Source organism: Corallococcus sp. bb12-1, from assembly GCF_026626765.1.
Classification (GTDB): domain Bacteria; phylum Myxococcota; class Myxococcia; order Myxococcales; family Myxococcaceae; genus Corallococcus; species Corallococcus terminator.
On sequence record NZ_JAPNJZ010000032.1, the window covers coordinates 1 to 19,119 of the forward strand.

The 19,119-nt window shown below is 69.6% G+C and carries 15 protein-coding genes, 5 tRNA genes and 1 other RNA gene; 4 read left to right on the forward strand and 17 right to left on the reverse strand.

Going from position 1 to position 19,119, the window contains the following annotated elements; all coding sequences use genetic code 11:
• From OV208_RS38185 to mglB, 4 genes are all read right to left on the reverse strand, one after another.
• A partial coding sequence (locus tag OV208_RS38185; protein ID WP_267578884.1) for a tetratricopeptide repeat protein occupies positions 1–1,709 on the reverse strand: 1,709 nt, incomplete at its 3' end.
• Positions 1,710–1,721: 12 nt separating this feature from the next.
• Positions 1,722–2,510, reverse strand: a complete 789-nt coding sequence (locus OV208_RS38190; RefSeq protein ID WP_267578885.1) for a dihydrolipoamide acetyltransferase — start codon at positions 2,508–2,510, stop codon at positions 1,722–1,724.
• A 107-nt stretch (positions 2,511–2,617) separates the two neighbouring features.
• Positions 2,618–3,205: a gliding-motility regulator Ras-like GTPase MglA gene (gene mglA / locus OV208_RS38195; RefSeq protein ID WP_120615485.1), complete on the reverse strand. Its 588-nt coding sequence runs from the start codon at positions 3,203–3,205 to the stop codon at positions 2,618–2,620.
• Between the two features lie 11 nt (positions 3,206–3,216).
• A complete protein-coding gene (gene mglB, locus OV208_RS38200) occupies positions 3,217–3,696 on the reverse strand; it encodes a gliding-motility regulator GTPase-activating protein MglB (protein ID WP_002637270.1) in 480 nt (159 codons plus the stop codon).
• A gap of 223 nt (positions 3,697–3,919) precedes the next feature.
• Here mglB and OV208_RS38205 point away from each other — a divergent pair, with 223 nt between their 5' ends.
• The 3 genes from OV208_RS38205 to OV208_RS38215 are packed head-to-tail and all read left to right on the forward strand — an operon-like array spanning position 3,920 to position 9,374.
• Complete coding sequence (locus tag OV208_RS38205) at positions 3,920–5,497, forward strand: carboxypeptidase regulatory-like domain-containing protein (protein WP_267578886.1); 1,578 nt, start codon at positions 3,920–3,922, stop codon at positions 5,495–5,497.
• Between the two features lie 51 nt (positions 5,498–5,548).
• Entirely contained in the window at positions 5,549–7,522 is a 1,974-nt protein-coding gene (locus OV208_RS38210; protein ID WP_267578888.1) for a hypothetical protein, read from the forward strand.
• Positions 7,523–7,526: 4 nt separating this feature from the next.
• Positions 7,527–9,374: a protein kinase domain-containing protein gene (locus OV208_RS38215; protein ID WP_267578890.1), complete on the forward strand. Its 1,848-nt coding sequence runs from the start codon at positions 7,527–7,529 to the stop codon at positions 9,372–9,374.
• Positions 9,375–9,417: 43 nt separating this feature from the next.
• Here the strand turns inward: OV208_RS38215 and recR are convergent, their stop codons facing one another.
• The 5 genes from recR to OV208_RS38240 form a co-directional block, all read right to left on the reverse strand.
• Positions 9,418–10,011, reverse strand: a complete 594-nt coding sequence (gene recR, locus OV208_RS38220) for a recombination mediator RecR (RefSeq protein ID WP_120538409.1) — start codon at positions 10,009–10,011, stop codon at positions 9,418–9,420.
• A 6-nt stretch (positions 10,012–10,017) separates the two neighbouring features.
• On the reverse strand, positions 10,018–10,335 hold the full coding sequence (locus tag OV208_RS38225; RefSeq protein WP_120538408.1) for a YbaB/EbfC family nucleoid-associated protein: 318 nt from the start codon (positions 10,333–10,335) through the stop codon (positions 10,018–10,020).
• A 97-nt stretch (positions 10,336–10,432) separates the two neighbouring features.
• A complete protein-coding gene (locus OV208_RS38230; protein ID WP_267578893.1) occupies positions 10,433–11,827 on the reverse strand; it encodes a DNA polymerase III subunit gamma/tau in 1,395 nt (464 codons plus the stop codon).
• Positions 11,828–12,308: 481 nt separating this feature from the next.
• The gene (dnaX, locus tag OV208_RS38235) at positions 12,309–13,520 is read right to left on the reverse strand and encodes a DNA polymerase III subunit gamma/tau (protein ID WP_267578895.1); all 1,212 of its coding nucleotides are present in this window, start codon (positions 13,518–13,520) and stop codon (positions 12,309–12,311) included.
• Between the two features lie 77 nt (positions 13,521–13,597).
• On the reverse strand, positions 13,598–15,136 hold the full coding sequence (locus OV208_RS38240) for a phytoene desaturase family protein (protein ID WP_267578897.1): 1,539 nt from the start codon (positions 15,134–15,136) through the stop codon (positions 13,598–13,600).
• A 120-nt stretch (positions 15,137–15,256) separates the two neighbouring features.
• Here OV208_RS38240 and OV208_RS38245 point away from each other — a divergent pair, with 120 nt between their 5' ends.
• Positions 15,257–16,735: a glycosyltransferase family 39 protein gene (locus tag OV208_RS38245; protein ID WP_267578898.1), complete on the forward strand. Its 1,479-nt coding sequence runs from the start codon at positions 15,257–15,259 to the stop codon at positions 16,733–16,735.
• Positions 16,736–16,818: 83 nt separating this feature from the next.
• On the opposite strand, the gene ffs is transcribed toward OV208_RS38245, so the two are convergent.
• The 8 genes from ffs to serS form a co-directional block, all read right to left on the reverse strand.
• An RNA gene (ffs, locus tag OV208_RS38250) (signal recognition particle sRNA small type) lies at positions 16,819–16,911 on the reverse strand.
• Between the two features lie 22 nt (positions 16,912–16,933).
• A tRNA-Ser gene (locus OV208_RS38255) sits at positions 16,934–17,020 on the reverse strand.
• A 13-nt stretch (positions 17,021–17,033) separates the two neighbouring features.
• Positions 17,034–17,120, reverse strand: a tRNA-Ser gene (locus OV208_RS38260).
• Between the two features lie 6 nt (positions 17,121–17,126).
• Entirely contained in the window at positions 17,127–17,594 is a 468-nt protein-coding gene (tadA, locus tag OV208_RS38265; protein WP_267578900.1) for a tRNA adenosine(34) deaminase TadA, read from the reverse strand.
• A 24-nt stretch (positions 17,595–17,618) separates the two neighbouring features.
• A tRNA-Arg gene (locus OV208_RS38270) sits at positions 17,619–17,695 on the reverse strand.
• 28 nt (positions 17,696–17,723) lie between these two features.
• A tRNA-Ser gene (locus OV208_RS38275) sits at positions 17,724–17,813 on the reverse strand.
• Positions 17,814–17,855: 42 nt separating this feature from the next.
• Positions 17,856–17,942: transfer RNA gene (locus OV208_RS38280), tRNA-Ser, on the reverse strand.
• A 126-nt stretch (positions 17,943–18,068) separates the two neighbouring features.
• The coding region (gene serS / locus OV208_RS38285; protein WP_267578901.1) for a serine--tRNA ligase at positions 18,069–19,119 on the reverse strand (1,051 nt) is incomplete at its 5' end.

Sequence of the window (19,119 nt, forward strand, 5' to 3'; positions counted from 1 at the left end):
TTGGCGTGCAGGCTCTGAAGTTCGTACCCCAGCCGGAAGGCTTCGCGGTCCACCGTGTCCACGCGGGCCTGCATGCGCTGACGGCGCGCGTCCAGCTCCCGGTTGGTGGTGGGCAGCGACGCGAACCTCTGGCGCTGGGCCTCGCGCTGGCCCTGGGCGACGAGCAGCTTCTCGCGTTCGGCGGGCGTCAGCTTCTCCGCCACCAGGCCGGTCTCCGCCTGCACCAGGGACTGCTCCACCAGCGTGAGCGCGGTGTCCACCGCCTCCGCGCGGGTGTAGCCCTCCTGCAACTCCGGGAACGCCTCCAGCCCGCGCGCGTCCAGCGCCTCCAGGATTCGCTCCGCGATGGCCTTCGCCTCGCCCGCGCCCTGCCGGCCGCTGTCGAGGTCGCCCACCATCCGCACCGCCTCGGCGACCTCCTTCTGCGTGGACGCATACTTCAGCGCCAGGGGCGGCAAGAGGGTGCTCACGTCCAGGGAGCGCTCGTTGCGCGCCAGGAGGTTATCGAAGTACGCGACGGGGTCCTGGTTCACGCGCAGCAGCTCATCCACCTTGTCGCGCGCCGGAGTGAACGTGCGCGCCACGCCGTCATACGTCTCCAGCGCTTCCTCGTACTGGCGCAGCTTCTGGAGCAGGTGGCCCTGGAGGATCTGCGCCTCGGGCGCGAGCTGTGAGCCGGGCGCGACGAGCAACAGGATGTCCGTGGCGTTTTTCGCCTGCGTGAAGTCCTGCTTGCGCACGTACGTCCATGCGACTTCCAGCAGCGACTCCGGGAAGCGTTCGCTCTCGCGGGGCACCTGGCTGTACTGATCCAACGCCTCCGCGTAGCGGCCCGTCTCGTAATAGAGCCGCCCCAGCGACAGCCGCGCCAGCTCCCGGAAACGCTGAGCCTCCGGCTCCGGCAGCCCCGTGGACACCACCGCGTCCGGCCCGGTGGCGATGATGCGCTGGAACTGCGCGATGGCCGCGGGGTGGTCCCCGGCCTGCACGCTCAACACACCCAGGTGGTAGACGGCCTGTACCCGGAAGCGGCCCGGCGACTGCGCCAGCGGGGCGAACAGCGCGCGCGAGCGCTGCTGGTGCTCCTCCGGCGACAGGTCCGCGCGCTTGAAGGTGCCGCGCGCGTGCACATAGGCGATGTCCGGGGCCAGCACGCCGCCGGACAACTGGCGCGCCTTCTCCACGTACGCGTCGATGCCCTCGAACTGCTGGAGCCGTCCGGCCACCGCGAGGTAGCGGCTCACCGCTTCCTTGTAGCGCTGCGGCGTCAGGGGCAGCGCCAGCACGTCGCGCAGGTACACGCGCGCGCCGATGTCGTTCTTCTGCTGGTAGAGCGCGTCCGCCAGGTAGAAGACCGCCTCCGGGTAGCGCGGGTTCGACTTGAAGTCCGGGTCGCTGACCAGGTCGTAGAAGAGGACGGACGCGGCGGGCCAGTCCCCCAGGAGCGAGTGCAGCTCACCCTCGGAGAAGCGCTTCTGCTGGGAGTCGGTGCTGCTCGGCTCGGGGCGCTCGGTGAACTGCGCCTCCACGAAGCGCAGGCTCTGTTCGGCGGCGCGCAGCTGGGCCTCTACCGCCTCCACGGCCGCGGCGCGGGTGCTCAGCGAGGCAGGCATGGGCGCAAGCGCGGTCCCCGGCTTGGAAGCGGGGGAGGGCGCGGGCGCGGCCCCGAGGGACAGGGCGAGGGCCAGGGCGTGCAGCGTCGCGGTCACGGCGCCTGCTCCCTACTTCGTCTCGCTGGAGGTGGAGGCCGGCAGTACGCCCGGCGCACCTTCCGTCCCGGAGGTGGCGGGCGGCTTGGTCGGCAGCGTGCGCGTGTCCTTGGCCACTTCGATGTCGTATCTCACCGCGGGCCGGTCCTTCAGGTCGGTGGTGAGGCCGCCCTTCTCCACGCCCACCACGTTCACCGTGGTGACCTTTCCGGACTCCGCGTTGAAGGTGTAACTGGATTGCACCTTGAACTTGTAGCCTTCCAGGTAGCTGAAGACGCCGTAGCCACTGCCCCGGTACACGAGGCGCACGGCGAGCTGGTGCTGGCCCGGGACGATGCGGCCGTTGAAGACCTCCAGCGACTGGTGCCGGTTCAGGTCTCCCTGCGTGTCCACCTGGGTGAAGATGGGCGCGCCGTCCAGCGCGTACACCACCGACTCCAACTGGAACGCGTTGCCCATCTCGTTCTTGTGCACCAGCACCGCGCGGGCCCCGGTGGACAGGTCGCCGCCCATCACCGTCTCCTGCAGCAGCAGCAGGCGCGCCTTGGAGCGGTAGATCTTCTCCTTCAGGTCGACGACCTGCTCCTCCAGCGTCTTCACCCGGGCCGTGAAGGCTTCGTCCGCCGTCTGTTCACCGGCCGAAACTTGGGCTGGAGCCTGGGGCGCGACGGCGGTGGAGGTGGCCGGCGCGGACGCGGCGGCGGGAGGTGCGGCGGGGGACGCCCCTTGCGCGAACACCGGCCCCGAAAGGCCAGCGCTCAGGAGCGCGAGGAGACGGAAGGTGGCGGATGCGACGCGCACGGTACGACCTCGGAAGGCGGCTTAACCCGACGGCACGAGGTCATACCATCCTTTGACGGGGGCTGCCCGGAGGCGAGCCGCCCGCCGGGCAGGGAAGCAGGCTGCGATCAACCGCCCTTGCGCAACTCGGTGAGGACGAGCTTCGCCACGGCCTTGAGCGTGTCGAAGACACCCACGCCCGTCGGAGCCACGGCCTGGTACTCCGGCATGTTCCGGGGGTTGAGCGTCTTGTGCATCTCTTCGGTGGTGACGGCGTTGGGCAGGTCCCGCTTGTTGTACTGCATGACGGCGGGGATCTTGTTCAGGTCGTAGCCCTGCTCGGCCAGGTTGATGCGCAGGTTCTCGAACGATTCCATGTTCGCTTCCATGCGCTCGATCTGGCTGTCGGCGACGAACACCACGCCGTCCACGCCCTTCAAGATGAGCTTGCGGCTGGCGTCGTAGAACACCTGACCGGGCACCGTGTAGAGGTGGAAGCGCGTCTTGAAGCCGCGGATCTCACCGAGCGACAGCGGCAGGAAGTCGAAGAAGAGCGTGCGGTCCGTCTCCGTGGAGAGCGAGATGAGCTTGCCCTTCGTGTCGGCCGCCGTCTTGTTGTAGATGTACTGGAGGTTCGTGGTCTTCCCGCAGAGCCCCGGCCCGTAATAGACAATCTTGCAGTTGATTTCGCGGGATGAGTAATTGATGAAGGACATGGCTTCCCGGGTTACTCGCTGAAGAGGTTGTCGATATCGTCGTCGGAGATCTCGGCGAACGGCGAACCGGCTCCGGGGCTGTCGGTCTTCTTCACGAGGCTTTCGAAGATCTTCGTCAGCTCGTCGCTGGCCTTCTTGATGCGCAAGCGCACCAGACCGAGGCTCGTGCGGTTGTCGAAGATGACGACCAGCACCACCCGGCTGCCGACGATGGTCATGTAGAGGCTGTCCTTCGCCCCTTCATGGAACTGGTTGGGGAACTCGTTCTCCCCGATGAGCTTCGCCAGTCCACCCATGGCCGCCACGTTGCCCGCCGTCAGCGACGCCAGCGACGTGGTGTCGATGTTCTGCGTCTGGCCCGCCGAGGAGATGAGCTGGCCGTTCTTGTCGACGAGGAAGACCACCTTCGCGTTCGCGTCCTTCGTGAGCCGGTCGCAAACGGCGTTGATCTTGGTGAACTCCTCTTCGTACATCACCAGTTGCGTGCCCATGGGCGTATGCGCTCCTCAGCGTTCGCTCGCCCCGCTCACGGCGGCGCTCCGATGTTTCTGGAGTGAATCCCGGAGGTTAGACGAGGCGCTACCGACCGTCGTCATGCTTAGCAAAGCAGTTCCACTCCAGCAAGAAGCCAGCCGTGATCCGCGCCGCTTCTTGAAGGAATGACGGCATCGCGGGTTGGGACACCTGCCCTCCTTCTCTATACTCCGCCGGGCCTTGCGCCGCCCGATCCCCCTCACCGACATCCTCCCGCGCCTGCTCTTTCTCCTCCTGGCGCTGCTCTGTAACCGGGCCGCCAGGGCCGAGTCCCCGGAGCCGGAGCGCGCCTCGCTGAGGCTGCGCTACGGCCTGTCCGTGCGCCAGGGTGAGCAGGTGGATGTAGGGCCCGGGCTCACCTACAAGGGTGTGACGCCCAACGATGGGGCGCTGACGTTGACGGGCTGGGGGACGGGGCCGGTGGGCCGCTACCTGGGTGGTCAGCTGGATCTCCAGCGCGAAGCGTTCGAACTGAAGGACGCGTCGGTGCGGGTGACGGGCGGCAGCCTCGCGCGCGGTTCGGTGGGGCCGCGCGGGCGCCTGTTCCTGGGGCCGGTGCGGCTGGACGTGGGCGCGGGCTACGGCTTCGCGCAGTTGCCGCTGTTCGGTGGGTACGCCTCCGCGCCGGTGTTGCAGCGGGGCGTGCGGCACGCGGCGCTGGTGTCGGGCCGGGTGCTGGTGACGCTGCCGGAGGACTTCCAGGTGGAGGCGCGGGGCGAAGTGCCGCTGACGCTCTCCGCGCATGCGGCGGGGGGACTGGAGGCGTCCTCCAAGGGTTACGTCGTCGGCGCGGCGCTGCTGCACCCGGTGATGCTCCAGGGGAAGTGGACCGGGACGCTGCTGTTGGACGTGCAGCAGGCGCACGACACGATGACCCTGGCGGCGAACGGCCTGCGCTCCGAACAGCGGCTGCGGCGGATTGGTCTGGCGCTGGAGCTGGCGTGGCGGGACGACGCGCGCGCCTCGCGGCCGGTGGAGGGTCCGACGCAGGGCTTCGTCCCGATGCGGGTGGTGGACGCGGAGACGGGCGCGCCGCTGGCGGGGGCCCGGGTGCGCGTTCCCTCCTTGAGGACGCCCGGCACGAGCGAGGAGCTGGTGACGGACGCGCAGGGCCAGGTGCGAGCGCTCCTGCCCTCCGGCGCGCAGTCCGCCCAGGTGAGCGTGGAGGGCTATGAGGAGGTGACGGAGCAGGCCACCGTCAGCGGCTCCTCGGAGAACGCCCCGGTGCAGATCCGCCTGCGCAAGAAGGCGCCGCCCACCGGGTCCCTCAAGGTGAAGGTGGTGCAGGGCAAGGGCAGCGTGCCGCTTCCAGGGGTGCGCATCACCGCGGGCACCACCGAGGTGCGCACGGACATGAAGGGGGTCGCCCTGCTGGAGGGGCTCGAGCCCGGGCCGGTGGCCGTCCTGGTGGCGGCGCAGGGCTTCCGCGCGGCGGAGGAGGCCGCGGTGGTGGTGGCGGGGCAGTCGTCGGAGCTGGTGGTGGTGCTGTCCCAGGAGCGCAAGGGCGAGCTGGCCACGCTCTTGGGACAGGTGCGCAGCGCCCGGAACGGACAGCCGCTGGTGGCGACGGTGTCCATCCCGCAGGCGAAGGTGCGCGCGCGCACGGACAAGGCCGGAAGCTTCACGGCGCGCGTCCGGGGCGGTACGTACCGCATCACCCTGTCCGCGACGGGGTACCGGCCGCAGACCAAGACCGTCACGGTGCGCGACGGCGAGCAGGCCATCTTCAACGTCGATTTGTTCCCGAGGGCCCGGTAAGTCCGCGGGGTCTCCTTCCCTGCGTGACGCCCGTCCGTTGCCGAGGTTTCAGTGAGTCCTGTCCGCATCCTGGCGCTGTCGCTGCTCGTCCTCCTCTCCGGCTGCGCGGGGTGTGAGCGCGAGGAAGCTCCGAAGCCCGCGCCGGTGGCGGAAGTGGACGCGGGGGCCGCGCCCGCGACGCTCGCCCAGTTGGAAGGCCTGTCTGGCGACGTGCGCCTGGAGCGCGGGGGCAAGGTGGGCCCGGCCGTGCCCGGACCGTTGCTCGCGGGCGACGCGGTGGAGACGGGCGACCAGGGCTCCGCGGTGGTGCGCTTCCCGGGAGGCCGCACGGTGGAGGTAGGCCGCGAGGGCCGGTTCGCGCTGGGTTCGGATTCGACGGGCGTGGTGATGAAGGTGGAGCGCGGCATCGTGTTGTCGCGCGTGCCGGCGGGAGGGAGCGTGGCTGGAGCGGGCTCCAAGGTGACGCTGAACATCCTCACGCCTTTCGGCCTTACGCGCGTGGGTTCAGAGCCGTCCGAGGTGAAGGTCGCCGTGGCGGAGGACTCCGCTCGGGTGGAGGTGATGCTGGGCGCCATCGAGCTGGTCTCCAAGGATGGGCGCACGCTGAAGGCAGGGCAGGGTGACGCGGTGGACCTGACGCGCGAGCGCGCGGAGGTGGTGCCCGCGGCCCCGCGCATCGTGGAGCTGGCGCCCATCGCGGTGACGGTGCGAGCGTCGTCGGGAGGCTCCGCGGAGGTGAAGTCGAAGGCCACCGGCCGCTGGCGCAAGGTGCGCCGCGAGGGCGAGGTGCTCTCCTTCGGCGACGGCGTGCGGGCGAAGGGCGGCGACGCGGTGCTGTCCCTCAAGGACAGTGGCTCGCTGCTGACGCTGTCCCCCGGCGCGGAGGCGGTGTTGGAGAGCGCGGGGCAGCAGGGCGTCACCGACGAGGCGCGCGTCAACCTGCTGCAGGGCATGCTCGCGGTGCAGCTGGCCACGGGGCGCACCAGCCGCGTGGTGCTGCCGGAGATGACGCTGGAGGGCGGCGGCGCGGCGAAGCTGGAGATCCGGCGCACCGGCTCCGGTTTCCTGGTGGCGGCGCACACGGGCGACGTGACGCTGCGGCGGGGCGACACGCGGCAGGCGCTGCGCGCGGGCGAGCGCGCCACGGTGGAGAAGGACGGCACGGCGAAGGTGGAGCCGTTGGAGGCGGCGGCGGTCGCGGTGGGGCCGGGCGAGGGCGCGGAGGTGTACCACCGGGGCCTCTCCGAGGTGGCGCTCACCTGGGAAGGCGAGGGCGACGCGGTGGTGGAGGCGGCGCTGGACGCGGGCTTCACTCGCCGGGTGCTGTGGGGCCGGGTGCACCGGGCCTCTGTCAACGTGTCCGCGCCGGCGCGGGGAACGCTCTATTGGCGGGTGAAGAAGGAGGACGGCACCCCGGTGGCTTCCGGCAGTGCCCACTTCGCTCCCGAGTCGCGCACGAAGTCGCTCGCGCGGGTGCGCAACGTGGTGCCCGAGGGCCCGGAGAAGACGACCATCTTCTACCAGGACAAGCCTCCGGCGGTGACGTTCACCTACGGGGCGGAGCCGCAGGCCAGCTCCTACCGGGTGGCGGTGTACAAGGCGGGCGCGCTGACGACGCCCGTGGCCCAGCGCACGGTGGCGGAGACGCGCGCGGCGCTGGAGGCGGGGGCGTTGGGCGAGGGCAGCTACCTGTGGTCCGTCACGCCGCTGTCGCAGGCGGGGGCCGCGCTCAAGGGCGGGCGGATGAATAAGCTGGAGCTCGTCTATGACAACTCGGTGGAGGGGCTCGTCGTCGACAGTCCGCGTCAGGGGACAGCGTCGGCGGAAAAGGTGCGTGCGGCGGGAGTCGCGCCCGTGAATGCCCGCCTGTCCATCAACGGACGGGCCGTGCCCTTGGACGGCAAGCACCGCTTCGATACGTGGGTGTCCCCCATGGGAACGCCCCCCCTTCTGGTGTTTAAGATGATGCGTCCCGGTGCCCCGGACGTACTCACGGTGCGCACCCTGAAAACGCGAGGGCCTTGAGGCAATGGCACCCCCCCAGCCCACCGTTCCCATCCCGGACCCCGCCGGGGCCTCGTCCGCGCCGCTGTTGCAGCCCTACGGTCAGTACGTTCTCGTGCGCAAACTGGCCGAGGGAGGCATGGCGGAGATCTTCCTCGCCAAGCTGCTGGGCGCGGATGGCTTCGAGCGCAACGTGGTGCTCAAGCGGATGCTGCCGGCGCTGTCGGCCATCCCCGACTTCGTGGAGATGTTCCGCGACGAGGCGCGGCTCGCGGCGAAGCTGTCGCACCCGCACATCATCCAGATCCACGAGCTGGGCTTCATCGAGGGCTGCTACTACATCTGCATGGAGTACCTCGCGGGCGAGGACTTCTCCACGACGCTGCGGCTCGCGGGCCGGCGGCGTCAGTACGTGCCCATCCCGGCGGTGCTGCGGGTGCTCATCGACGCGGCGCGGGGCCTGCACTACGCGCACACCTTCACCAACGAGCAGGGCCAGCCGCTGCACGTGGTGCACCGGGACGTGTCGCCCTCCAACCTGTACGTGACGTACCAGGGCCAGGTGAAGGTGCTGGATTTCGGCATCGCCAAGGCCGAGTCGCGCCTGGTGCAGACGCGCACGGGCGTGGTGAAGGGCAAGTACATCTACATGGCGCCGGAGCAGGCGCAGGGCAAGGAGGTCGACCACCGCGCGGACGTGTTCTCGCTGGGGGTCAGCCTCTACGAGGCCGTCACGCACGTGCGGCCCTTCTCGCGAGAGAATGACCTGGCGGTGCTCAACGCGCTGTTGCAGGGCGAGTTCGAGAAGCCGCGCGTCCTGCGGCCGGATCTGCCGGAGGGCCTGGAGGCCATCATCCTGAAGGCGATGGCCTTCAAGCCGGAGGACCGGTACGCGACCGCGGACGACTTCGCGGACGCGCTGGAGGCCTTCGCGGTGGAGTCGCAGGGTGGGGCGGCCGGTGCACCGGCGCTCGGGGCGTTCCTGCGAAGCCACTTCGGGGAGGAGCGCTACACGGAGAAGATGCGCATCCCCACGCTGGCCACGCTGTCGGCCGCGCGTCCGACGGACCCCGAGTTCGCGGCGGTGGCGGCTCCTGTCACGGGCGCGGGGACCTATGGTGCGCCCGCGCGCGTGAGTCGCACGGGCATGAGCCCCGTCACCGTGCACGGCAGGACGGGCGGGGCCTCTGCCGTCGCGGCCCTCCCCCCGCCCGAGGTGATGCCGAGTCTCCCCGTGTCCGCGCGGCCGGCGTCCCGTCGCTGGCTGGTGGGGCTCGTGGGCGGGGTGGGGCTGGTGCTCGCGGGGACAGCCTTCGTCGTCGCGCGGCCAGGTTCCACGCAGGGGGCGGCGGTTCCGGTCCAGACGCAGCCCGTGAAGGTCGCTGATCCGGTGGTTCCCTCGGCGCCGGTGGGCACGCCTCCGGTCGCGCCCCAGGGCACCTCGCCGATTGGTGTGCCGGGCGAATCAGGGGCTGTGCCCGGCGGTGACACGGTGGCGACTTCCGTGACGGATGTGCCCCCGCCGGAGGACGTGCCGGAGGGGCCGACCCCGCGCAAGGGCACGGTCCGCGTGCCGAAGGAGAAGGTGACGCTGGGCATCGAGGACATCCAGCGCGTGGTGTCGAGTGGCCGCTCGAAGATCACCGGCTGCTTCGAGCGCTACAAGTCCAACCTGCCGTCGACGGCGGGCGAGGTGCAGGTGCAGCTCACCATCGTGTCTTCGGGCAAGGTGCGCGCGGGCACGCGGGGGCCGCTGGCTTCCACGGACGTGGGCCGCTGCCTGGAGACCCAGGCGCAGGCCCTGCGCTTCCCGGCGCACCGCGACCAGGAAGTCACCGTGCTGATGCCGTTCTCATGGAAGGTGACGCAGTAGCTGGCAGGGCACGTCCCGCGTTGCAGCGCGGGACGGGACACCGTCACAGGTCGCGGCGGGCGGACAGCGCCTTGGCGAGCGTGGCCTGGTCGGCGAACTCCAGGTCTCCGCCCATGGGCAGGCCCTGGGCGAGCCGGGTGACGCGCAGGCCAATGGGCTTGAGCAGGCGGGTGAGGTAGAGCGCGGTGGCTTCGCCCTCGATGTCCGGGTTGGTGGCGAGGATGATCTCCTCCACCCGGCTGTCGTTGAGGCGCTCCAGCAGCTCCTTGATGCGAAGCTGCTCCGGGCCTACGCCTTCCAGCGGGGACAGCACGCCGTGCAGCACGTGGTAGCGGCCCTTGAACTCGCGGGTGCGCTCCAGCGCCATCAGGTCCGAGTACGTCTCCACGACGCACAGCGAGCGCTCATCGCGGCGCGAGTCGCGGCAGAAGCCGCACAGCTCCGAGTCGGTGAGGCAGAAGCAGCGCACGCACAGGTGCACCTTCTCCTTCACCTCGCGGATGGCGAGGGAGAGGTCGACGGCGTACTCGCCCGGCGCTCGCAGGATGTGGAAGGCGAGGCGCTGGGCCGTTTTTTCGCCGATGCCCGGCAGCTTCGCGAGCTGGGCGACCAGGCGGTTCAGCGGATCGGGCGTCATCCGGTTTTAATTAATGCCGGGGATCTTCACGCCGCCGGAGATCTTCGCCAGCTCGCTGTTCATGTGCTGCCGGCTGTTCGCCAGGGCGGCATTCACGGCGGCGGTGACGAGGTCCTCGAGCATCCCGGGGTCGTTGGGGTCGATGGCGCTCTTGTCGATCTTGATGCTGCGGATCTCCTGCACGCAGTTGGCGACGACCGTCACGAGGCCCTCGCCGGACTTCGCCTCGACGGTCTCTTCCGCCAGCTGCTTCTTCCGCTCCTCGATCTTCTCGGTGAGCTTGTTCGCCTGCCGGATGAAGTAGTTCAGGTCGATGCCGGGCATGTGCTTCCTCGGTCCCCGGGCGTAGGAGCGCGCGCCGCCATGGCGCCGCTCGGAGCAGGGACGTTGGAGCCCACCCTAGCGGGGCCCGGGGGCGTTGTCAGTCATCAGGAGTGGTGGGCATGTCCGTGAGGACGGCCGGTGGGCGCTCGGGCTCGTAGACCTGGATGTGTTCGATTTCGCCGCCCAGCATCTTGAGGATGGACCGCACGGAGGCATGGGAGCGCACCTTTCCCTCGGTGGACTTCTCGTGGGTGGTGCGGCTGTGGGAGTCCTGTTCGGAGATGCTCATCCCCAGGCTGTGCGCTTCCTGGGCCTGGGCGACGTCCTGGATGGTGAGCTTCACGGGCCGGCCGAAGTGCGAGGCCAGGGCCGCGTCGACGGTGGCCTTGCCCGCGGCGGCCGTCACGGCGGCCTTGTGGAAGGCAGCGGTGGGCGGGAAGCCGAGGACGATTTCGCCCGCCTTCATGGACACAAGGCGCCCGTTGGCGAGCGCGGTGCCATGGCGCACGGACGTGGCCTTCACGCTGTCCACGGCGGCGCGCCAGCGCTCGGGGAGCGAGCGATTGGGATTGTCTCGGCCGGACGCGACGGGCGCGGACGCGGGCGGCGGTTCGGGCTCCGGAGGTTCCGGTTCGAGCGCTGCGGGCGGCGGCGTGAACGTGGGAGGCGGCGCGCGAACGGGCGACGGCGGGGTGAACGCAGCGGGTGATGCGCGCACGGTGGACGGCGGTGCGACTTCCGCGGGCTGTGGCGTGAACGCGGCGGGTGCTGGAGTCGGCGCAGGGGGCGGTGGCGCGAACGCGGCGGGTGCCGGAGTAAAGGCGTTGGGCGCCGGAACGGGCGGTGCCGTGAAGGCGGGTGTTGAAGCGAAAGCGTTGGGCGCCGGAGTCAGTGCCGTGAAGGTGTCGGAGGCCGGCGCGGAAGCGGCGTGCGGTGCCGTGAACGCAGCGGCGGTCGGCGCTGGAACAGGAGCCGACTGCGTGGGCTCGGTCGGGGCCGGAGTGAATGCGGTGGGTCCATCCGACGGGAGGCACTCGCCGGAAGCACAGCCCTCGGCGGAGCCCTCCTCCGGGAAGAGGCGTTCATCCGCCTCATCATCGTAAGGCTGCGGCTCGGGCGGGCCCTCCGGTTCGGGCCGGCGCATGTTGGTGATGCGCACGGTGGGCCCGGGTGAAGGCGCGGGCTCCATGGGGGCCGGGGGCGGGAGCGGCTGGCCGCCACCGTTGCGAAGGAAGGAGAGAGGACGCGCCGCCGACGTGGGCAGGTCGTCCATGACGATGCCCGGAGCCGGTGGCCCGTCCATCGCGGGGGCGGCCCCTCCGCCGTTGCGAAGGAACGCAAGCGGTCGCGCGACGGATGAGGACAGGTCGTCCATCACCACGGGCGAGGGAGGCACGCTGGCGGGAGACGGCACGGAGCCGCCATTGCGCAGGAAGGAGAGAGGGCGGGCCGCGACAGGGGACAGTCCCTCCATGAGCGCGGCCGGAGGCATCCGCGCGGCCCCTGGCGACGCACCGATGGATGCAGGCGCTACAGACGCCCCTTCGGCCATCGCGAAGGACCCGGGAGCTACCGGCGGCCGCGTGGATGGCTCGACATGGGCGAAGCCCGGCGCATCCCCCGTGCGAGCCGCGCCGTTCGCGGGCAACGAGGTTCCGGGGGGGGCGGCCGGACGCGGTGTCGCCCCCGCGTGGGAGGCAGGACCCTGCGCGTCGAGCGGACGCGATGTCGCCCCCGCGTGGGAGGCAGGACCCTGCGAGTCGAACGGACGCGGCGTGGCGCCTGCGTAGGCGGCAGGACCTTGTGGCTCGAACGAGCGCGTGGGGGCGCCCTGTCCTTCAAACGGACGCGCGGTGGCGCCCGCATACGCAGCAGGACCCTGCGCATCCACCGGACGCGAGGGTGCCGCCGCGGGCGCGGAAGCCGCGCGCACGTCGGACGAAGGACGGGACGGGGGAGGCTCGGACGGGGCCTCAGACGCGAAAGTTCGACGGACCGGAGCGACCTCCTGGCGCTCCGGACGTGCTCTTCGTGGCGCCTTCCGCGCCAAGTCCCGCGGACAGCCGCTCCACGCGGGCCAGCAGGTCGGGAATCGAACCGGCGGGGGACAACTGGATGGCCTTGAGCAGCGCCATCTCCAGCGCCAGCCGGGGCTGGGCCGCACGCGACACGTCCCAGATGCAGCCGTGCACGATGTCGAACAGGCGCGACAGTTGCGCCGTGTCCGCTTCCTTCGCGAGCGCCAGGAGCGCCTTCTGCTCGGACTCGGCCAGCTCCTGCGGCGCCTCGCCCAGCGACTTGGTGACGAACAGGTGCCGCAGTTGCAGCGCCAGCTCCTCCGCCAGCCGCTTCAGGTCCAGGCCCCGGTTGAACACTTCGTCCACGCGGCCCAGCACGCGCTTCGCATCCTTGCGGACCAGCGCCTCCGCGAAGTCCTGCACCACCGTGCGGTCGATGGCGCCCATCGCCTCCGCGACGGCCTCGTCCGTGGGGTCGGGACCGCACGACGCGAGAATCTGGTCCAACAGGCTCAGCGCATCGCGCATGCCGCCTTCGGACTGACGCACCACCAGCGACAGCGACTGTTCGGAGATGCCCGCCTTCTCCGCGAGGCAGATCTCCTTGAGCCGCTGGAGCATCCGCGCCGCGGAGATGCGCCGGAAGTTGTGGCGCTGGCAGCGTGACAGGATGGTGTCCGGGAGCTTGTGCGCCTCCGTCGTCGCGAAGATGAACTTCACGTGACCGGGCGGCTCCTCCAGCGTCTTCAGGAGCGCGTTGAACGCCGCCCCCGAGAGCATGTGCACCTCGTCGATGATGTAGATCTTGTGGCGGTCGCGCTGCGGCAGGTACTTCGCGTTCTCGCGGATCTCGCGCACGTTCTCGACGCCGTTGTTCGACGCGCCGTCGATCTCCGCCACGTCCACGCTGGTGCCGGTGGTGATCTCCGTGCACGCCCGGCAGGTGCCACAGGGATTCGCCGTGGGGCCCTGCTCGCAGTTGAGGGCCTTGGCGAGCAGGCGGGCGGCCGTCGTCTTGCCCACACCTCGGGGGCCACAGAACAGGTACGCGTGCGCGACCCGGTCCATCTTGATGGCATTCCCGATGGTCCGGACGACGTGCTCCTGTCCGGTCATGTCATCGAACGTCTGCGGGCGCCATTTGCGGGCGAGGACGAGGTAGCTCATGGGGGATGTCATCTAAACACGGCGGGACGAAGGATCCATGGAACGTCCATTCCTCCCGCCGTGTGACGGACTCCGCCTCAGCGTCCGAGCGCCTGTAGCACCACGTTGGCCGCGTTGTGGCCCGCCGCGCCGATGACGCTGCCCGCCGGGTGACAGCCCGCGCTGCAGAAGTAGAGCCCCTGCACGGGCGTCTCATAGGGCAGCCGGTCCGTGAACCCCAGCTTGTTGTCGATGTGGTGGATGTGCCCCCGCGTGATGCCGAAGTGGGACTCAATCTTCGGCGGCGTCAGCGCGAAGTACTCCTGCACCAGGTCGCTGGTGCCCGGGGCGAAGCGGTCGCAGATGGACAGGAGGTGCTTCACGTACTTCGCCTCCTCCTTCTCCCACGTCGTGCCCTCCAGCTTCTCCGGCACCCACTCCACGAAGAGGGCGGAGTTGTGGTGGCCTTCCTCGTCCTTCAGCGACGGATCCACGGTGGTGTGCACGTACCACTCGATGGAGGGGAACTCCGCGAGCCGGCCCGCCTTGGACTCCTTGTAGCCGTGCGCGAGCGCCCCCAGCACGTCGTCCCCCTGGGGCAGCAGGTGGATGGTGGGCCCGAACTGGCCCCGGTCCTCCGGCAGGCAGGTGAAGGTGGGCAGGCCCTTGAGGCACAGGTTCACCTTCAGCGTGGTGCCCGGCGCCGACATGCCGTCCACCTTGCGGCGGTAGTCGGCGGGCACCGCGGCCGGATCCACCCACTTCAGCGTGCGGAACGGATCCGCGTTGGAGATGACCACCTTCGCGGAGAGCTCCTCGCCGTTCTCCAGCACCACGCCCTTCACCACGCCCGCGTCCACGCGCACCGACGCCACCTTCGCGTTCGTGCGGATGTCCGCGCCGTGCTTGCGCGCCAACTGCGCGATGCGCTGGGTGACGGTGCCCATGCCGCCTTCGACGATCATCCACGTGCCACCGCTGCCCGGCAGCCGGCAGAGGTTGTGCACCAGCAGGTTCATGCCCGTGCCCGGCGTGTCATAGCCGCCGTCCAGGCCGGAGAACGCGTCGGTGACCGCGTACATCGCCTTCACGAAGTCGGACTGGTAGCCGAAGCGCTCCAGGTACTCGCGCGCCGTGCCGCGACACAGCCGGATGAAGTGCTGGCGCAGGGCAGGGCGCACATAGCGCTCCGCCGTGGCTTCCAGGGACAGGGGCGGCAGGAGCCACGCGGGGGCCAGGTCCTCGCGCAGCGCGGCCAGCTCCGTGTTCATCGCCACGTGGGCGTTCCAGTCCGCCTCGGAGAAGAACTCGCGGAACTGCCGCTCCAGCTCCCGCTCGTCCGAACCGAAGAGCAGGTAGCGCTTGTCCATCGTCGGCAGGAAGTAGTGCGGATCCCTGCGCTTGAGGGGCAGCTCCATCTGGAGCTCCTGGAGCAGCTCCGGCGGCATCAGGCCCAGCAGGTACGCGCCGGTGGAGACGCCCAGCTTCGGCGCGGTGCGGAACGGGTACTCCGTCTTGCACGCGCCACCCACCATGGCCTTCTCTTCCAGCACGGTGACCGACAGGCCCCGGCGCGCGAGCATCGCCGCCGTGACAAGTCCGTTGTGGCCCGCACCCACCACGATGACGTCTGGCATGGTCTTCCTCCTTGGGAAACGCTTGGGGAAAAGGTCGTTCCTACCCGAGCCGGGGCCTCCCCGACAAACGCCGCGCGCCTTGCTTCGCACGTCGGGTCCAGAAAGAGTCGAGCCCGCCCCGTGAACACCCCCGCCCCCGACGAGCCCCCCACCCCCGGCACGCTTCAGTCGCCCCAGGAACCTCCTCCTCCGGCCGCCGAGCCCACCCGGACGGGGCTGCCCGGGAGTCTGGAGCTGCTGGGCCTCCTCGCCGTGGCGCTGGTGCCCATCGTCGTGGCGGTGCGCGAGCTGGGCCGCATCCACCCGGACGAGGTCTTCCAGGCCCTGGAGCCCGCGTGGTGGCGCGTGCACGGCTACGGCGTGCTGGCCTGGGAGTGGCGCGAGGGCCTGCGCAACTGGGCCTTCCCCGGAGTGCTGGCGGCCTTCCTCAAGCTGTCGCAGGTGTTCGGCATCACCGACCCGCGCGTCTACCGGGGCGTGGTGGCCATCCCCCAGTTCGCCCTGCACGCGTGGAGCCTGTGGGCGGTGTACCGCTTCGCCGAGCGCAGGGCCGGGCACTCCGGGGGAGCCCTCGCCGTGCTGCTGCTGGGGCTGAGTGGTCCGGTGCTGCTCTTCGCCGGACGCACGCTGTCGGAGTCCGTCTCCGCGTCCTTCCTGCTCGTGGCCATGGAGGCGCTGGACCGGCCGGATACAGGCACGGCTTCGGGGACCCGGCGCGCCGGGCTCCTGGGAGGTCTGGCGCTGGGGCTCGCGGTGGTGACGCGCTACCCGTCCGCGCTCTTCGTCCTGGCCGCGCTGGGCTGGCTCCTGGTGGCGCGCCGGTGGCGCCTGTTCGCCTTCACCTGCGTGGGGGGGGCCGGCGTGGCGCTGGGGCTGGGACTGCTCGACTGGGGGACCTGGGGCACGCCCTTCCACTCGTTCGTGGCCTACGTGCGCTACAACGTCCTGTCGGGCGAAGCCGCCGCCGCGTTTGGCGCGTCGCCGCCGGACTTCTACTGGCAGCCGCTGCTCCGGGCCGTTCCCCTCTGGGCCTGGGCCGCCCTGCCGCTGTCCCTGGGGCCGCTGTTCCGCTGGCGCACGCTGTCCCTGCCGCTCACGTGCGCGGCCGTCTACACCGCCGTCCTGCTGGCCACGCCGCACAAGGAGGAGCGCTTCCTCTACCCGGCGCTGGTGTTGGGCCTGCTCGCCGCGGCGTCCCAGCTGGCCGCGTCCATCATGGCGCTCCAGCGGCCCCTGCCGAGGGGCGTGCTGGCATCCCTCTCGCTGTGGCTGGGCTTCGTGAACGCCCAGGGCTACCCTTCCCAGGACCTGCGCCGGGACCAGTTCCGCGCCATCGTCCGGGCCACGCGGGGGGACGCGACGGGGCTCCTCATCGTCAACGAGGGCCTGTGGGGCTCCGGGGGGTTCTTCTACATCGGTCGAAACATCCCCTGGCGCACCTGCGACTGGCCCCGCGACGCGGCCTTCCGGGCGTCCATGAGCGATCCCACCTTCAACCGCGCCGTTTCCTTCGAGGGCCGCGCCCTTCCGGAACTCCAGGCCGCAGGCTTCCGCATCGTCCGCCAGGTGGAGCGAGAAACCATCCTCGTCCGCGACTGAGCGAAGGGGGCGGGCAGGGGAGGGCCTGCCCGCAAAGCAGAAGCGCCGGTGTCCCTCGAAGGGACACCGGCGCTTCATGTCAAAACAGAACGGCCGGGACACACGCGGAAGTACGCTACCGTTGCTTCCTTCCGGACCTGGCGGGGTTCGCGCCCCCACGTTGTCCCGACCACAAAATCAGTACTTCGAAACTAACAACGGAGAGGGAGGGATTCGAACCCACGATACCCTTTCGGATATGCACGCTTTCCAGGCGTGTGCCTTCAACCGCTCGGCCACCTCTCCAAGGACAATGGAGCGGAGAGCGTAGGATTCGAACCTACGGTACCGTTACCGGTACGCCTGATTTCGAGTCAGGTGCCTTCGACCACTCGGCCAGCTCTCCAAGTATTCAGTTTTCACGTCGCTTCGCGCGCAAGCGCTCGAAGAACGTCTTGAGAAGCTGGCGAGAGTCCTCCGCCAGGATACCGCTTGTGACCTGAAGCCGGTGATTGTGTCGCGGCTCCTCTACGAGATTGTACAGCGAACCGACCGCGCCCGCCTTGGGGTCCATCGTACCAAAGACGAGTCGCGTGACGCGAGACTGCACCAACGCGCCGGCGCACATGGCGCACGGCTCCAGCGTCACGTACAGGGTGACGCCAGAGAGACGCCAAGCACCGCGTGCTCTCGCAGCAGCATCCAGCGCGAGCATCTCTGCGTGGGCGAAGGGATTTCGGTCGCATTCGCGCCGGTTGAAGCCCGTGCCCACGACGTTTCCGTCCAGCACCGCTACCGCACCGACGGGTACTTCTCCGAGTGAAGCTGCTTCCCGCGCGAGCACAAGTGCCTGCTGCATGAAAGCGATGTCATCACTCATGAGTCCTGCGCCACAAAAAGAAGATGGCGCTCCCTGGAGGATTCGAACCTCCGGCCTTCGGATTCGTAGTCCGACGCTCTATCCAGCTGAGCTAAGGGAGCAATGTCTTCCGGTGCTACTTACAACAGTTGGCGGAGAGAGAGGGATTCGAACCCTCGATACCCTTACGAGTATGCAGGTTTAGCAAACCTGTGCCTTCAGCCTCTCGGCCATCTCTCCAACTGTTCTCTGTCAAAGAACCGTGAAACTCAAGCCCAAAATCGGAGGCGGTAGGATTCGAACCTACGGAAGGCTTTCACCTTCTGCGGTTTTCAAGACCGCTGCCTTCAACCGCTCGGCCACGCCTCCACATCTTGTGCCGACGGTCCCCCGCTGGCCAACCGCGCCCGTGGGGCCGCCCTTCTACATCATTTCGGTTCGCGTGCAAGATGGTTGTTGGCCCCTTTTCCTGACGGGGCCCCATCTTTTCGCGCGCTACAGGGGGCGAAGCTCCTTCATGCCGCCCATGTACGGCACCAACGCCTCCGGGATGGCGACGCTTCCGTCCTCCCGCTGGTAGTTCTCCAGGATGGCGATGCTCGTGCGCCCGACGGCCAGCCCGCTGCCGTTGAGGGTGTGCACCATCTGGGGCTTGTCGCCCTTCTGGGCGCGGAAGCGGATCTTCGCGCGGCGGGCCTGGAATTCGCCGCAGTCCGAGCAGGACGAAATCTCCCGGTACGCGCCCTGGCCCGGCAGCCAGACCTCGATGTCGTACGTCTTGCGCGCGCCGAAGCCCATGTCCCCGGTGCACAAGAGCATCACGCGGTGGTGCAGCCCCAGCCGGCGCAGGATGTCGCACGCGTCGTCCGTCATCGCCTCCAGCTCCTCCAGGCTCTTCTCCGGCTGAGCGAACTTCACCAGCTCCACCTTGTGGAACTGGTGCTGGCGGATGAGGCCGCGCGTGTCGCGCCCCGCGGCGCCGGCCTCCGCGCGGAAGCACGGGCTGAAGGCGCAGTAGCGGATGGGGAGCTGGTCGCCCTCCAGGATTTCGTCCGCGTGGTAGTTCGTGACGGGCACTTCCGCCGTGGGGATGAGGAAGCGCTCGGGTTCGCCCGACGTCTTGAAGGCGTCGTCCTCGAACTTGGGCAACTGGCCCGTGCCCATCATCGTCTCGCGCAGCACCAGGTAGGGCGGCAGCAGCTCCGTGTAGCCCTTCTGCGTGTGCACATCGATCATGAAGGTGACGAGCGCGCGCTCCAGCCGCGCCAGCGCGCCCTTGTAGAAGGTGAAGCGGCTGCCGGACACCTTCGCGGCGCGCTCGAAGTCGAGCATGCCCAGCGATTCGCCCAGCTCGAAGTGCTGCTTCGGCGTGAAGAGCAGGTTCGGCTTCTCACCCCAGGCCTTCACCTGGACGTTCTCATCCGCGCTGGTGCCCACGGGCACCGACTCATGGGGCACGTTGGGGATGAGGAGCAGGATGTGGTTGAGCTCCTCCTCCACTTGCTTGAGGCGGGACTCTTTCTCCTTGATCTCCTGGGAGACGCCG